Here is a 16,453-nt window from a genome sequence, read left to right on the forward strand (position 1 = left end):
ATATCTTACAAACTTAAGATTTGTATCTTACCACTTTATTTTTTTTAAAATAGTTAAATAATAAATAATGAAACAACTAGCCACTATCCTTTTTTTAATAGGTGCTTTAACCTTAAATGCTCAAGACTATCCTGAGGTTACAATTCCAGGTTCTCATATAAGAAACATCACATCTTCTATTGTAGAAGGACAAGAATATGAATTACATATTTTGTTGCCCTCGAATTATAGAAATAGCACAAAAAAATATCCAGTTGTTTATTTAATGGATTCTCAATGGGACTTTCCTTTGGTGAAATCTATTTATGGAGAACAGTATTATGATGGGTTTATACCAGAAATTATTGTTGTTGGAGTCACTTGGGGAGGCAAAAAGCCTAACCCTAATACCTTGCGCGCTAGAGATTACTCACCTACCAAAGGAACAGAGAATAGTGACACAGGAGGGGCCGATAAATTTCTAGATTTTATGAAAACCGAATTATTTCCATTCATAGAAAGTAATTATAGAGCTAAATCTGAACAACGAACTTTAATGGGATGCTCTTTTGGAGGTTTAGTTACTTTATATGCATTATTTACTCATACTGATATGTTTGACGGCTATGTTGCAGCGAGTCCGGGAGTTGGCTGGGATAATGAAAGTATTTATCAGTTTGAAAAAACATTCCCTAGAAATAATAAAAAAACTGTTAAAGTATATATGACTGTTGGCGATGTGGAAAGCGGTCGACCAAAATACGAGAAATTTGCAGCAACAATGAAAAACAATAATTATGACAATGTACATTTAATTTCAAAAGTGCTAGAAAACACTGGACATTCAGGAACAAAATGCGAAACCTATACCAGAGGATTACAATATGTGTTTGAAAGAAAAAAAATGAAGCTAAATGATGCCATTTTAAATAAATACGTTGGCACTTATAAGTTTAACGATAACACGGAAGCTCTAATAAAAAATGAAGATGGCCATTTAGTAATTGAATCTCCTCAAGGGAAAGTTACACTTTTAGCAAATACTGAAAATCATTTTTATGCAACATTCGGGCTTTATAATATTCATTTTAAAGAACAGAAAAATAAAGTTAAAAGTTTTGATTTAGTAACTTTTGGAGGAACTCTAAATTTCATTAAAATGGAATGATAAGCTATAGGCATACTATTAGAAGAAAACACTGTAAAAATTGAAGTCGAAAACAAAAACTCTGGTTCTGCTTTAAGAGCTTTTTGAAAACTAAATATTGTTACAAAATTACAGAATGAATTACAACAATAAAACATTCAGACCCGTTGAGAATTCTGAAAATGGAGAAACGACTGAAGAAACCATTTTTAAATATAAGCAAAACGGAAATATTCTAACCTCTGAATATAGTGGCGGACACATTGTTAGTGGACATTTAATAGGTTTGGTAGATGACGATGGCGCTATTAACATGCGCTATCATCAAGTAAATACAAAAGGTGAACTGATGACTGGAATTTGTCATTCAAAACCTGAGATAATGGCAAATGGAAAAATTAGACTTTATGAGGCATGGACATGGACTTCGGGCAATAAATCTAGTGGAAAATCTATTTTAGAGGAAATCTAAATGACTCTAAAAAACACGGATTCTTTTTGCGTTAGCGATAGTAGTGATAGCTTTTGGTGAGCGGGAGCTTCGAGCCAAAACTACAAACGGATAGCGCGACCTTTAGCCTGAACAGATTTCAGGATAAAGGTAACGCCCTAAAAAAATGTTTGCTATTAACTTATCCTTTTAATTTCTTCACTAACCCCTATATGCTTCTGATTTAAATAATCTACAACCGATACTATATTTTTAAAAAGAGTTCTTTGCTTTTTATTATTCTTTACTTGTTCTAAGTTGTATTGCTTTATTAAATTACTTGGCTTCTCAAATGTTCTTAAAAACTCAAATAAATATCGCAAAGTTTTACCTTCTTCAAAATTTATAAAACCAATATAGTTTAGGTCTTTTTGGTTAAAAAGGTACCTAACTCCTGCTTTTATTGCGGCTTCATTTCCTTTGTTTTGTTTAATATCTATAATGGTATAAACATGTTCTGATGCATCATTTAATTGCTGTAATTTTTCTAAAGTTTTATCGGTACTTGCATTGTTTACTAAGCACAAATGCGTAACGTTTTTTAAATCTAAAAACTCTTTATGCAGCTTACTATCTATAGAAAAAGCATTGTTGTGAAATATTATTATAATTCCAATTTTCATGAATCACTCTTTTAATATTAAAGTACTAAACCACTTCTAATTTAACCTCTACGCTATTTTTTATAGCATGCTTTTTACTTCTATAAACCCAAGCTATTTGTGCTAACTGTCCCATAATTTTTATCGAATCTTTCATTGATAATTTAGATCCATCGGCATGTACCCATCTTTTTAATGGTTGCTCGCATAACATTGCCTTTGCTTTTTTAAGTCCAAAGTGTAGTGTCATTCTTTTAAAAATTTCGACATCAAATATCCATTGCGTTACAAATTTTTGATTAAAAGCAATACCTATAACATCTTTATGAAAAATTTTAGCACCACATTGTGTGTCTTTAAAATTCATTTTTAAAATCTTTCTGATAATAAAATTAATGGTAAAACTAATTATTTGTCTTGCAGATTCTTTAGCAATATTTGCTCCCATTCTTGTAATACGTGAACCACTTACAATTTTAAAATTAGAGTGCTCAATAGTTTTTACTAAGTCATCAAAATCTGCTAAATCTGTAGATAAATCGGCATCTAAAAACCCTATATAATCTAAATCTGTTTTTTTAGCCATATGAAGCATACCTAAACGAACAGCTTCAGCCTTTCCTCCATTTTTTTCGCAATTGTAAACTGTAATAAAATCTTCTCTTCCTTTTCGTAAGTCATTTAAAACTTCAAGAGTTTTATCTTTACTACCATCATTTACAAAACACAAGTGGTATCCAGAGTTTTTATCTATATAATCTGTAAATTCTTTGCTTAACAAACGCTCTTCTTCATTATAACATGGAATTACAACGCCTACGCAACGTTCTTGTATCATAACATTGCTTTTAGTAGCGACTGTCTTTATTTCAGGCGCACCAATTAATCGTTTTACACGTGCACAAATTTCGTTTAAGCTTAATGGTTTCTTCATATAATCGTTAATACCCAATTCAAAACCTTTAGTAATAGTTTCGTCTTTTGTATCACCAGATAATACCATGATTGCTGTTTTAGATTTTTCTGTCTCTCTAATATACTTCACAATATCTAAGCCTTTAATTCCAGGCATATTAATATCTACAATAACTAAGTCTGGATTAAATGATTCGTATAACTCCAAACCTTTAGCGGCATCTGTTTCTATTTTAACTTCGTAACCTAATTCTACTAATCGCTTTTGTAAAGGCAACAATACTAATTGTTGGTCGTCTATAGCTAATACTCTCATAATTAAAGTTTTTAGAATTATTATACTCCAAAAGTAGTTGACAAACCTTCGTTAAAATTGATATTTAGTTAAACACCAAGCTTTGTGTAGACGAATGGTAATTTTGTGTAGACAATTAAAAATGAAAGCTCCACTTAATTTATTTATATTTACATTAACAAGATTGTTACTACATATTTAATGAAAGAAACAACAAATAAATACTTAATTGTAGCCTTACTTTTAGGATTGGCTTTTCATGGAACTTCTATATTCTTTACTTTAGAAACGACCTATGATGCCTTAATTCATTTGTTTTTTGCTGATCATTACTCTAACAGTTGGTTTGAACCCTGGAATCAAAAATGGTATACAGGTTTTACGGTAATGAGTTATCCGCCTTTAGTGCATCAATCTATTGCAGCACTTTCGTTTATTGGCGGTCTTAAATTTGGCATGTTTACAGTAGCCTTAATTAGTATTGTACTTTTTATTACTGGTGTTTACAGGTTTTCGCTACTTATTACATCGAATAGAACTGCGGCAGGTTATGCTTCTATTTTAGCTGTTTTATCGTCATCGTTTGTTGAGACTTTACACATTTTTGGGCAACTCCCTAGCATTATTGGTATTGCCGTTTTAATGCATGCCTTACCAGAAATTTATTTATGGTTAAAAACAGGCAAGTATCGTTATTTATTTACATCGCTGTCATTAATTGCTGTAACCGTAACATCGCACCATGTGACTCCTATATTTGGAATGATATTTTTTATTTTCCCACTAATAGGCATGGTAATTATGGATGTTTCAAGAGAACAGGTAGATTCTGTAAAAGCCATTACTATTAAAGTGTTTTTAAATAGTTTTTTTAAACTTTTTAAACGTATTATAAGTTTTGGAATGCTTTCACTGGTTATTATAGTTGGCTGCATTTTACCATATTGGATAAATTCAAAAAACAACCCCATTACTCAAGTTCCAATTCCTCATGGATCTCGTGATAATTTTTTAGAGATTACATCGTCTGGGTTAGTGTTCTTTTTAATTCCTTGGGGTGTTTTATTAATACTTCTCCCCTACATCTTTTATAGATATTACAGCAAACGGTATTTGTTTTTTGGGTTTTCAATAACAATACTTACTATTTTAGGAACTGGAGGCACCACCTTTATTCCTAGACTTTTTTTAGGAGAAACTGCTTTTAATATATTAACATTAGATCGTTTTACGCTTTGGGCATCCATCATGTCCTTACCTCTTTTTGGTGAGTTTGTATATCGCTTTGCTGAAGGTGATTTAAAGCAACTTATTCAAAATAGATTTGGAGCTATTTATCACCGACTCATTGGTGGTTTACTTGCTGGCTTATTTATATTCATGACCATATTCACAATGAGCTTGGGTTATTTTAGACCTTCACAACCTCAGCAAATTAAAATGTTGCCTATTGTGAATTTCCTTAATCAAGATCAACATGACCAATGGCGGTATATGACTTTAGGATTTGGCGATCAAATGGCATGGTTATCTGCACAAACAAAGGCTATGAGTGTTGATGGTAATTACCATTCTGCAAGACGCTTACCTGAGCTTACCACACGCCCTATTGAACGTTTAGAAAACTCTAAATTTAAAGGTGTTGAAGGTATAGGGTCGTTACAACAATTTTTAACCACACCAGAGAAATATAATTTTAAGTATATATTCTCTAATGATAAGTTTTACGATCCTATTTTATATTTCTGTGGGTGGCAACGCTTACGGCAATTAGAAAATGGCATACAGGTTTGGGAAAAACTAAACGTCCCGCCTATATCTTCTATTTTGCCAAAAGATGATGTTGTAAAATGGCAAAAAATACTGTGGGGTATTATGCCTTTCCTAACAGTTATTATTGCTTTTATTTTAAATATTCAAATGCTTTGGATTCGATTATTAAAAAGAAAGCGAAAAGTTATTCCTGAATATTTAAAATTTAAAAATAACTATTCTAAATTCTCAAAAGGTGTTCTTAGAATTACACATATTTGGTCGGTAATTTTAGCTATTACAGTCTGCTTTGGTATTTACAAATTCTATATTAAAAATGATGCACATCATTCTCCAGAAAATGCATTACTAGCCTATTATGATGCGTTAGATTTTAAAGAATTTGAAAAAGCATATAGCTTAATTAATCCGAAAAGCAATTTACCTATGGCTCAGTATATGTTGGAAATTTCGGTTACTGATGGCCTACTTAGTTCTTATGCAAAACTAGATGCTATTGAAGCCATCATCACCTCTAAAACAGACAATTTAGCAACAGTAAAAGTAAACACCAATTGGATTACGCCTTTAGAAAAAATAAACAAAACCGATTATAAATCGTTAGTAAAATTAAAAGGAAAATGGTTTATTCAACCAGATGATATCGATCTAGACTTACCTCCAGATCAACTGTATTCTGGTAATCTTACAAAATATTTTAACCAAGGACGCCGACGCATCACTACAGAACAAACACACCATGAAGATGTTTTAAAACAACCTGTTTTAGAAATACTATCGGCTAAATTGATAAAGCACAATAACAGTTATGCTTTAATTGGTGAAGTTCAAAACATAGATAACGTTCCTGCCGATGTTGTTTTAAAAGGCACTTTGTATAACGATACGAATAAAGAGTTAGCAACCTACAACGCCAAATATCATGTTAAGCATAAATTAATGCCGAAGGAAGTGAGTTCTTTTAAAATTAATTTTGAAGGTATTGCCTGGTCTAAAACTCAAGATTCTATTCCAAAAACCTTTAATCCTGATGAGTTTACACCTGTTGAATTCGAAGAGCAACCTACAAAATTCAACTTGCAAATAGCAGGTAATGTTTCAGGATCTGATTTATATAAAGATGCGACTTTAAGTGATTTAAATATTTCAACAAATACTATTTCAGGGAAATTATTTAATTCTGGATTAGAAGAAATCACCATTCCGCAATTAATAATTACATATTATGATACCAACAAAAACATGCTTTGGGTAGACCATCATTTTATAGAAAAAGGCATCAGACAGCAACGACAACAAGCTTTTGAATTTCCTATTCTAAAAAACGACAGCATTAACATCATAAATGAAGACATGAAAAACTGCTTTGTTAATGGCTTACCAAACACATCTATTTCTAACAAAGTAGTTCCTAATCGAATTAATAATCAAACACATGCTGTTTTACAACCCATAAAACATGCAAACTATAGTTTTATAAAAATTGAATTGAATAGTTATATAGGAAATCCGAATTAATGAAAATAAAATTCACATATATACTTATTATAACAATGGTGTTTTCATCATTCACAAGCACTGTAAAAAACAGTGATGTATTTAAATTACTCACTACCACAACTGAATTTGAAGCAGGCAGCACTATTGTTTTAAAATTTTCAAATGAAAGTAGCGAAAAACCTAATTTATATTTAAGCAATAGCTATGGTTCAACTATAATAAAACCCAATACTGAATCTGGTATTTTAAATTATCAAATACCTCAGACTATATCTAACAAAACAGGAATTGTAAACTGGAAATTATTAAATTCGTCTTCCCTTTCAGGGAAATTCAAAATTACATCAAAACAAAAAGTAGCAAGCATGGAAACCTATTTAGGTCCACCAAGTATTGAAGCAGGTGGAACAGACTATGCTATGCTCGTTGTTATTCCTACGGATGTTTTAGATAACCCGTTAGCCGATAGCACCAAAGTAAACGTAAAACATCAATTTTTAGAAAATCAAAATAATGAAGACGTTCTTATAAAAAATAGCATTGCCTATAAAAACATCTATTCTGAAACAAAAACAGGACGGATTTTAGTATCTTCTGAATGTCTAAATATTAATTCAAAAGAATATACAATCAACGTACTACCAGCTATTCCAACAGATTTTAGTATTTCATACCAACGAAATCATGATTATGCCGATGGTAACCAAATAACAAACTTCTCTACATCTACAATAAAAGATAAACATGGCAATATTGTGAGCGATGGTACCTATGTAGAATTCTTTATAAATAATACTTCAAAAAATATTTTAAAAACATCTGGAACGACAATAAATGGCATTGCTACTGCTAAAATGATTCACCCGGACCATGAAGATAATTGGACGGTAAAAGCTTTTATTGAAGGCATGGCAGAAAGTGATTCTATAACATTAGCTTATAAAGCTGTAATTACAAATTTTGACGTCGCTTTCTCTACAAACAATAGAATAATAACTGTTGGTCCTCTAAAAAGTTTTATGAATCAAATGATTCCTGATGGCATAGAAGTATCGCTTTCTATTTATGAAAATGGTACAAAACTAAAAACACTTTATAAAAGCTCATTTGAAGGTTTTGCTACTTTTAAATTAGATACTAATAATACTCCGAGTAGTACTTACAAGTTTATAATTAAAGCTGCTGGCATTGAAAAAACACACTCTAACATAAAGCTATGACGTCTATTAATAAAAACATATTACGAAGTGTTTTAGTGATGTCTTACATTGCTATTATTGCATTCATTTTATTTGGCATTAGTAGTTTGTATAGTTACCTGAATACTGGAGCCGATAGAAGTTCTATGCTTCATACTGAAATAAAAAAAATAGATCAATACTTACCAAAACTAGAATGGGCGCCATTAGAAAATGAAGGTCGCCCCATGGATGCACAAACATTAAAGAGTATTCAAAACGATTACTTAGATGCTTGGTACGTAAAACATATAGCTTATAAAACCAATACGACTAACGGCATTGAAGATTATTATACCGAAAGTGCTCGAAAAAATATTATTGATATTGTAAAAGAGAACACAGCTAAAAATATTACTGTAGATGGTACTACTTTAGAACATCATCTTAATCTCGATTTTTTTAGTGAAGACGGGCAACTTATTGTGATTACAGACACAGGGGTTATTGAATACAAACATATTTACGAGAATGAAACTAGTGCTTTAGAAACCACCGAGACATCTAGCTATAAAATTATTATGCTTTTAGAAGATGGTTTTTGGCGTATTAGACATATGATAAAAGAAGATAGCAGCGATTATACAAATGAATTTACTCCTGCTTCAAATAAAGTTACTACTCTAAAAGGAATAAACTACTATCCACAAGCATCACCTTGGAGTATGTATGATGACATCTTTGATACCAACATTATTTCAAAAGATTTTAAAATCATTAAAGATGCTGGACTAAATAGCATCCGCATTTTTGTGCCTTATGATGATTTTGGACAAGCGAATGTAAAAAAGGAAAAGTTAGAAAAACTCATTCAAGTTTTAGACTTAGCAGAAACTAACAAACTAAAAGTCATGGTGACGCTTTTTGATTTTTATGGCGATTATTCTGTTTTAAACTGGACACTGAATCAGCATCACGCAGCAACCATAGTTTCTGCATTAAAAAACCACAACGCTTTGTTGGCTTGGGATATAAAAAATGAACCCAATTTAGATTTTGAATCTAGAGGAAAAAACCTTGTGATTTCTTGGTTAAATGCAACCATTGATTTAGTAAAATCTATAGATAAAAAACATCCTGTTACTATTGGCTGGTCTAATGCCGAAAGCAGCATTATTCTTAAAGAGAAGTTAGATTTTATAAGTTTTCATTATTATGAAAAGTTAAAAGACTTAGACAAAACATATAAAGCTTTACAACTTAAAATGCCTAATAAACACATAGCCATTACCGAGTTTGGGTTATCATCATATAAAGGTTTATGGAATCCGTTTGGTAATTCAGAACAAGATCAAAGTAATTATTATAAAGAAGCTCAAAGTATATTTAGCGATAATAATATATCGTTTATGTCTTGGACACTTTACGACTTTACTAAAATACCAAAGGAAGTCGTTGGAAGACTTCCTTGGAGAAAACGGGCTCAAGAGCATTTTGGTTTAATAAACCAAAATGGAGAGACTAAACCCGGATTCGAATATATTTCTAAGCAATAATCTCTTCAGATTTCACTTGTTTTATTTCAGATTTTCTAGCAATAATATTTTTAAAAGTATTTAAATACATATCTACTATTCTAGACATAGGATACGCTGTTGCTGCTTTATAATTAGCCTTTTCTAATTCAATACGATAGCTATTATTTACAAGTATTTTTTGAATAGCTAATACTAAACTATATACACTTGTAGGATCAAAAAACTCACCTTTATAACCTTCATCTTTTACTAAAAGTGCTAGATCTCCTAAATCGGGCATAACTACTGCTTTTCCATAGCTACCCGCTTGATGCAACACCCCAGAACTTCCAGTTGTAGATGTATACGGAAACACTACTAAAGCACTTTCTTTAAATAATTTTGGCACATCTTTTTCGGCAACATAACCCGTAAACGTGATACCATCTAAATGTTTGTAATTTTCTTTAACAGCAGCTAAATAACCCGGTGTGTTAGGATTATCGGTTCCAGCAATAACAACTTCTAAATTTAAATGAGTCGTTCTTTTAATATGCTCAACCGCTTCAATCATCTTCTCTACTTTTTTGTAGGTTCCAAATTTCCCAAAGGTCATAATCTTAAAAGGGTCTAACGGAATATCATAACTAGGCTCTTCAAAAATTTCAAAAGTACCATGTGGTATCAATTTCACGTTATTAGCATTATACTTAGCTTCTAAAACATCTACATATTTCTGCATGGTTACAGCAACAGTATCAGCCTGAAGAATTAATTTGGTTAAAGTGCTTCCTATAAATTCGTAAATTTTCTGCATCCATTTATTACTTGTAAAGCCTGCTTTTCCTAAATCTACTTCTTCAAGAATATTGTGTAATAAAACGATATTCGGAATCTTTTTTAGCTTACAAACCAATGGTAACATTAAGCCTAAAGCAGCAGCTACTTTTTTATCGCCAAACTTCATAAATTGTAAATTAAACAACACCGCATCTGGTTTTTCTTGATTTATAGCTTTAGTTACATTTATAATGTTTGTATAGCTATTAAATGTCCAACATTCTTTGATTGTTATTTTACAACCTTGCTCTGTAAATGTGACATCTTTTTCACCTTCAGTTCTATCGGTTAACAGAACTAATTCTGTGATAGATTCTTTTTGTCTAAAGTGTTTTACTAAATGAAATGCGTACTCGTTCAATGTTACTTTACTTGGGGGATACGCTGTTACGATTGCTAATTTCATAATAATCTGGTTTTAATTATAATACAAATTTGGGCTTTTATCTTTTTAAAAAGAGGTGATTACAGGTGAGGAAACATTTGCTGTAGACGAATGGCAAATTACTTTAGATTAAGCTTTTTTCGACTTTAATTGATCTACTTTAAAAAATGCTAACTGGATAACTAATAACATTAACATTGCTATAATTTGCATGTGTACCACTTGCTCTAAACTATCATGATAAAATACGACCAACCCCATTTGAAGCATGCCAAATACACCAGAAATAACAACAGGTATATATTTATCTAAAGACAAGTAGTAATACGCAAATATGTTAGATATAGCGAACATAGAAGTCGCAATAGCATATTTCCATAATAATGGTGCCATAGCAATGTAACTGTCCCCAAATAATAAGGTAATAATGGTTTCAGGGAAACTAATACAAACACCAATAATGGTTATTGAAATAACAGCTATATAACCTACATATTTAAACAATATAGAAGCTGTTTCTTTTCCTTCTTTTTTAAGTTGAACCACCGTTGGTAATAACAACATAACAAACATCCAAGCAATGAAATACACAATGCGACCAATAAGTGCTAAAGAAGCATACAAACCAGCCTCATACGATTCAAAATAATGCTTCACTAAAAGAATATCACTATTATTAATAATGATTTGAGTAAGCTCATAGAAAGCTGTGATAACGAAAAAACTTCTAATATTTTTTGAATGCACTTTACTTAGTACAAGTGTTTTCTGCGGGAGCATATTACTAAACTTAAACGGTATCAATCCGAATAAAAACGATGCTAAAATCCCCACAGCAATAACAACAGATGATTGAATATTAAATATTAAGATAAGTCCTAATGTTATTATTAAACGACTTAACATTTCTAATTGATAGGTTATAGATAATGATTTAAAAGACTTTTTCCCTTGAAAGATGCCTCTATTCACACTCATTAAAAAATAAAGTGGCACACCACAACCAAATACAACAAACATACTTGAGGACGACGTATTAAAAACTTGTTGTAACTGACTTGCAAAAACGACGATTAAAATCCCCATAGCTATTCCTACAAAAAGAGCATTTTTATATACTTTAGATATAAAACTTTTGAATAACTCATTTTCAAAAAGTACTGAAAATTTTGCCGTAACTAATTGAAATGTCATAGCAGCAAAGCTCAACACTAATAAAAAGGTTATAAGTACAGCGGCATCTGAAAATTGTGCTGGTCCTAAAATGCGACCAAGAATTAAATTGTATAAATAATTACCGCCATTTACTGCCAGAACACTTATCATAAACAACTGTTCTGGCGAAATGCTTTTCTTTAAACTATTGCTTATCGTAATCATTTTTAAATATGGTATTTAAATTTGCTTTCTTAAATTGATTTCTGATCCTTTTATTTCCTTTTCCTAAAACAAATAGTACTTTGCTTCTCCTCTTTGCTTTTTCAGATATAAAACGCATAACTTCTAAAGCTTTATTATCAATTTGCTTTACTTTTTTAAGACTTATTACAACCTCATAATAGGTGTCTAATAAGTTGTTAAAATAGGTTTCAACTTTGTTTGTATGGTCATTAGTGAAATCTCCATGTATTTCATAAACGCCTTTGTTATTTATTATTTCAAAATTCATAATAGTATCGATTTAGGTATTAATGATTAAGCTACATTGTTATAATACAAGTCATCATAAACTTCTTTACATCCTGTTCCAACGATATAAATCTTTTTATCAAGAGCAACAGATTCATTATAGATAAATCTCATTGCATTCATACCATTAGTATCAATTTCTACTACATTTTCAATGTTAATTACTAATTCGTCACAAGCTTTTAAAGCAAACTTTAAATGGTTTTGAAAGTTTAAAGCTGTCATAGCATTAATAGTTCCTTCTACTAAAAATGTTTCTCTTTGTTGTGTAATTTTAAGTGCCATAATTTCTAGATTTTAAAAGTTAATATTTCTTGTTTCTGACACAAATATCCTTGAAGAATCAGTGGGAGGACGTTTAATTTCGTTCAGTGGTAGATTGCTGTAGGTGAATGAATAGGTTCTTGTCCGTAACTTGCAGTAGAACAAAAAACCTAAATTATGTCTATTAAAAATCACGTTAAATTACTAGTCTTTTTCATCTCAACTTTAGTGTATTCACAGAATATGCAAGAAGGCTTTACATATTTAGAAACGGGGAACTACCAAAAAGCAGCATCGTTTTTTACAACCATATTAAAAGACTATCCAAATAACAAAACGGCTAAATTATGTTATGGACGTGCTGTTGGATTATTAGGAAATGCAGATCAAGCCGTTTCTATATTTACAGACTTACTAGCTACCTATCCAAACGATTTTGAAATTAAATTGAATTATGCAGAATCCTTACTTTGGAATAAAAACTATAACGATGCCAAATCTTTTTACGAAAGTTTAATTAAAGAAGACAACAAAAGCTTCCCTGCGCTTTTAGGATATGCTAATACGCTTTCTAATCTAAAAATATATGATGAGGCTTTAATTTATGTAAATAAAGCTTTAGATGTTTTACCAGGAAATCCAAACGCCTTAACATCTAAAAAATATATCTATTTAGGATATGCGTATCAAAATCAACAAGCTCAAAATTATGACGAAGCTGAAACACTTTTAAAAGAAAATCTAACTCTTTTTAATAATGATAAAGACACCTTATTGAATCTTGCAAACCTCTATTTAATTGCTAGTGAATTTGATAAAGCTGAAAGCACATACAACACCATTGCTGAAAATCCAGAAAACAAAACAACAGCATTAAACGGTCTTGCTTTAGTTAAACACTTAAAAGGACAAGAAAAAGAGGCTTTAAAAATTAGCGTAGAAGCATATAATACAGTTCCTAATTTAAATGACGCTGTACTTATTCAACAAACCAAAGAGCGTTACATACAAGCTTTAATTTGGAATAAATCATTTAAAAAAGCAAAAACATTAATTGATGCTATTATAAAAGAAACACCAAACGAAAACTGGATTTTAGCTTTACGAGCTACACTAAACATTTATAAAAGTGATTTTAAAAAGAGTGTTGCCGATTACAATCGTATTCTAGAAAATGATAGTACCTCGTTTGATGGCAATCTAGGAAAAGCAAATGCATTAAAGGCTATAGGATATTACAATGATGCATACCAATCGGCTAATAATACGTTATCTTTTTATAAGAATCAAAAAGATGCTACCAACTTTATTAAAAACTTAAATACCACCTTTACCCCATCATTAGAAACCAAGGCGTCTTACTCGTTTGATAATGGCGATAATGAAGCTTATGCTTTTCAAAGTAGTTTAGAATTTCCAACCTCAACCAAATTTAAGTGGTTAGCTAGTTATGCATACAGAACAACAAGCAACAACATTACAAACAGTAAAGCCAATTCAAACCAAGCATTATTTGGTTTAGGCTACCAGTTGTTACCTAATGTTACTTTCAAAGGAAGTATTGGAGTAACCTCTGCAAAAGTAAACACCGATGATTACACACAATTATTAACCGATGTATCCTTAAATATAAAACCGTTTAAATTACAGACTTTAGATATTGGTTATAAACGTGAGATACAAAGTTTTAATGCCGATTTATTAGATAGAGAAATCGTTATGAATAACTACTATGCTAATTACAACCTGAGTACGAACTTCAACCTAGGTTGGTTTACTCAGTATTATTACACCTCGCAAAACGATGGTAATAACCGTAATTTATTATTTACTTCGTTGTATTATAACATCCTTAGTAAGCCTTCTTTAAAAGCAGGTTTCAACTACCAATACATTACATTTAAAAACCAAGTGCCTACCATTTATTTTAGTCCTGAAAAGTTTAATGCTGTTGAAGTTTTTATAAACCTGATTAAAGATGAAGCCATTACCAAAAAAAACGAATGGTTTTACGAGTTAACTGCTGCTACTGGGTTACAATACATTGAAGACGACAGCAAACAAAGCACCTACAGAATACAAGGAAAATTAGGTTATAAATTTACAGATCGTGCTTTATTGAATATTTACGGAACCAAGAGTAATATAGCTTCAGCGACAGCTGCTGGTTTTACCTTTACCGAAATTGGTTTGCGCTTTAAATGGGTGTTGTTTGATAAACCTGTTTTTAGGGAGTAATACAATGGATACTTACCTTTAGTTTAATGATTTCCATACATTTTGAATCTTATTCAATTTAATAAAAAATGGAATTAACAGTGCTAATTCTAATCGTATTGAAATATTAAACCCTTCTTGAAAAAATGGTAAAACAAGCATTGAAATTGTGCAGATAACAATGCCAATTATGGCATCAATTTTCCCCATTTTTATAGCATAATCTTTTTCTAGCCACAATGAAAATGCAGTAAAGCCTTTAAAAACCCCAATAGCTATTATCATCAATCCTATTAAAGAAAACTGCTCATTTGTTTCAAATCCATAAAATGATAAATCGGCTCTTATATTAACAAATCCTAAAATTAAACATACAAAAGCTAATAATCCAAATAACATGAAAATCCAACAAAATATTTTCACCCACCACGGCAGAAGCATTCTTCTCCTTACTTCTATGTTTTCAAATTCCTCAAATTTACTTTGCTCTGAATTTACTTCTCCCATGTTTTACTTTTATGTTTTTAATATTTTTTGTCTTGTTATAAATATACTGCTCCTCTGGAGCTTGAATTTAATGTATTATAATTTCGCCTATTAATATATAGTCACGCTGTGACTGTTTTATTATTTCTTTTTTGAATATAAACAGCTCCAGAGGAGCGACATTAATAATCTGTAAAAATATAGTCTGTTTTATATTCAATATCATAAGCTTTTAAGAAATCAATATACTCTTCTTTAAATGTTTTTACCCTATGATGTTCTTCTTGATTTTTAATATAATGAATCACTTTATTTACCCCAGATTGACTTACTGTAAAGGCTCCAAAACCTGTTTGCCATTCAAATTTTCCATTTACAAAACGTTTCTCGTTAATCCATTTAGATGAATTTGCTTTTATATCTCTTATTAAATCTGATAAATTACAATTTGGTTTTGTCCCAATTAATAGATGCAAATGATTTGGCATACCATTAATAATCAATAACTTTTGATCTTTATTAGATATAATTCCTGTAATGTATTTATACAGCTCATCCTTCCATGTAACCTTAATTAGATTCTTTCTGCCTTTTACTGCAAAAACTATATGAAAATAAAGCTGTGTGTATGTGTTTGCCATGTTATAAATATATCGCTCCTCTGGAGCTAAAATTTAATGTTCTTTTTTCTATTAATATATTGCCACGCTGTGTCATTTTTATTGTTAATCTATTTTGTATAAAAAGCTCCTGAACTTCGATATTAATCATTCGTAAAATACAACTAACCTCCTAGCTTCCTTCTTAATGCATAATCATCAATATCTTTATTTTTACGTATGCCGCAACTAAAAGACAAACCAATTCCTTTAAAACACTGTTAATATATCGCTCCTCTGGAGCTAAATTTAATGTTCTTTTTTTATATTAATATGCTGCCACGCTGTGGCTGCTTTTATTTTTCATCTTTTTATTTATAAAAGCTCCAGAGGAGCATCATATTAATAAACTATAATTTCGTGTCTATTTATTAAGCTCCAAGGGAGCGACATTTATCACCTTTGAAAAGATAACCTGTTCTATATTCAACTCAATAAATATACTAAATCAAATCCGTTTCTTACAAAAAATAAAGAGCAAAAGAAATGAATCTTTTGCTCTTTAAAATTTGAAGTA

The 16,453-nt window shown here is 30.7% G+C and carries 14 protein-coding genes; 6 read left to right on the plus strand and 8 right to left on the minus strand.

All coding sequences use genetic code 11. From position 1 onward, the window contains the following. Positions 1–67 precede the first annotated feature (67 nt). Both ACH5TW_RS02920 and ACH5TW_RS02925 read left to right on the plus strand, forming a co-directional pair. A complete protein-coding gene (locus ACH5TW_RS02920; protein ID WP_439334986.1) occupies positions 68–1,147 on the plus strand; it encodes an alpha/beta hydrolase in 1,080 nt (359 codons plus the stop codon). Between the two features lie 115 nt (positions 1,148–1,262). Further along, positions 1,263–1,598, plus strand: a complete 336-nt coding sequence (locus ACH5TW_RS02925; protein WP_439334987.1) for an avidin-fold protein — start codon at positions 1,263–1,265, stop codon at positions 1,596–1,598. 155 nt (positions 1,599–1,753) lie between these two features. Here ACH5TW_RS02925 and ACH5TW_RS02930 read toward each other — a convergent pair whose 3' ends face one another. Together ACH5TW_RS02930 and ACH5TW_RS02935 are read right to left on the minus strand one after the other, a co-directional pair. Continuing rightward, positions 1,754–2,239, minus strand: a complete 486-nt coding sequence (locus ACH5TW_RS02930; RefSeq protein ID WP_439334988.1) for a glycosyltransferase — start codon at positions 2,237–2,239, stop codon at positions 1,754–1,756. A gap of 25 nt (positions 2,240–2,264) precedes the next feature. After that, on the minus strand, positions 2,265–3,449 hold the full coding sequence (locus ACH5TW_RS02935) for a response regulator (RefSeq protein WP_439334989.1): 1,185 nt from the start codon (positions 3,447–3,449) through the stop codon (positions 2,265–2,267). A gap of 180 nt (positions 3,450–3,629) precedes the next feature. On the opposite strand from ACH5TW_RS02935, the gene ACH5TW_RS02940 reads away from it, so the two are divergent. The 3 genes from ACH5TW_RS02940 to ACH5TW_RS02950 are packed head-to-tail and all read left to right on the plus strand — an operon-like array spanning position 3,630 to position 9,435. Further along, on the plus strand, positions 3,630–6,719 hold the full coding sequence (locus tag ACH5TW_RS02940; protein WP_439334990.1) for a putative glycosyltransferase family protein: 3,090 nt from the start codon (positions 3,630–3,632) through the stop codon (positions 6,717–6,719). Continuing rightward, positions 6,719–7,921: a hypothetical protein gene (locus tag ACH5TW_RS02945; protein WP_439334991.1), complete on the plus strand. Its 1,203-nt coding sequence runs from the start codon at positions 6,719–6,721 to the stop codon at positions 7,919–7,921. Before ACH5TW_RS02940 ends, ACH5TW_RS02945 begins: the two co-directional genes overlap by 1 nt. Then, positions 7,918–9,435, plus strand: a complete 1,518-nt coding sequence (locus ACH5TW_RS02950) for a glycoside hydrolase family 2 TIM barrel-domain containing protein (protein ID WP_439334992.1) — start codon at positions 7,918–7,920, stop codon at positions 9,433–9,435. Before ACH5TW_RS02945 ends, ACH5TW_RS02950 begins: the two co-directional genes overlap by 4 nt. Here the strand turns inward: ACH5TW_RS02950 and ACH5TW_RS02955 are convergent. The 4 genes from ACH5TW_RS02955 to ACH5TW_RS02970 form a co-directional block, all read right to left on the minus strand. Then, complete coding sequence (locus ACH5TW_RS02955) at positions 9,425–10,642, minus strand: glycosyltransferase (protein WP_439334993.1); 1,218 nt, start codon at positions 10,640–10,642, stop codon at positions 9,425–9,427. The genes ACH5TW_RS02950 and ACH5TW_RS02955 overlap by 11 nt on opposite strands. Before the next feature lie 108 nt (positions 10,643–10,750). After that, complete coding sequence (locus tag ACH5TW_RS02960) at positions 10,751–12,001, minus strand: oligosaccharide flippase family protein (protein ID WP_439334994.1); 1,251 nt, start codon at positions 11,999–12,001, stop codon at positions 10,751–10,753. After that, complete coding sequence (locus ACH5TW_RS02965; RefSeq protein ID WP_439334995.1) at positions 11,982–12,290, minus strand: hypothetical protein; 309 nt, start codon at positions 12,288–12,290, stop codon at positions 11,982–11,984. Before ACH5TW_RS02965 ends, ACH5TW_RS02960 begins: the two co-directional genes overlap by 20 nt. A gap of 26 nt (positions 12,291–12,316) precedes the next feature. Further along, a complete protein-coding gene (locus tag ACH5TW_RS02970) occupies positions 12,317–12,595 on the minus strand; it encodes an STAS domain-containing protein (protein ID WP_439334996.1) in 279 nt (92 codons plus the stop codon). Positions 12,596–12,751: 156 nt separating this feature from the next. On the opposite strand from ACH5TW_RS02970, the gene ACH5TW_RS02975 reads away from it, so the two are divergent. Then, a complete protein-coding gene (locus tag ACH5TW_RS02975; RefSeq protein ID WP_439334997.1) occupies positions 12,752–14,812 on the plus strand; it encodes a tetratricopeptide repeat protein in 2,061 nt (686 codons plus the stop codon). 18 nt (positions 14,813–14,830) lie between these two features. Here ACH5TW_RS02975 and ACH5TW_RS02980 read toward each other — a convergent pair whose 3' ends face one another. Both ACH5TW_RS02980 and tnpA read right to left on the minus strand, forming a co-directional pair. Next, the gene (locus ACH5TW_RS02980; RefSeq protein WP_439334998.1) at positions 14,831–15,298 is read right to left on the minus strand and encodes a hypothetical protein; all 468 of its coding nucleotides are present in this window, start codon (positions 15,296–15,298) and stop codon (positions 14,831–14,833) included. Between the two features lie 161 nt (positions 15,299–15,459). Beyond that, positions 15,460–15,918, minus strand: a complete 459-nt coding sequence (gene tnpA / locus ACH5TW_RS02985) for an IS200/IS605 family transposase (protein WP_439334999.1) — start codon at positions 15,916–15,918, stop codon at positions 15,460–15,462. Positions 15,919–16,453 lie beyond the last annotated feature (535 nt).

Source organism: Thalassobellus sediminis (genome assembly GCF_044386045.1).
In the GTDB taxonomy this organism is placed as follows: domain Bacteria; phylum Bacteroidota; class Bacteroidia; order Flavobacteriales; family Flavobacteriaceae; genus Thalassobellus; species Thalassobellus sediminis.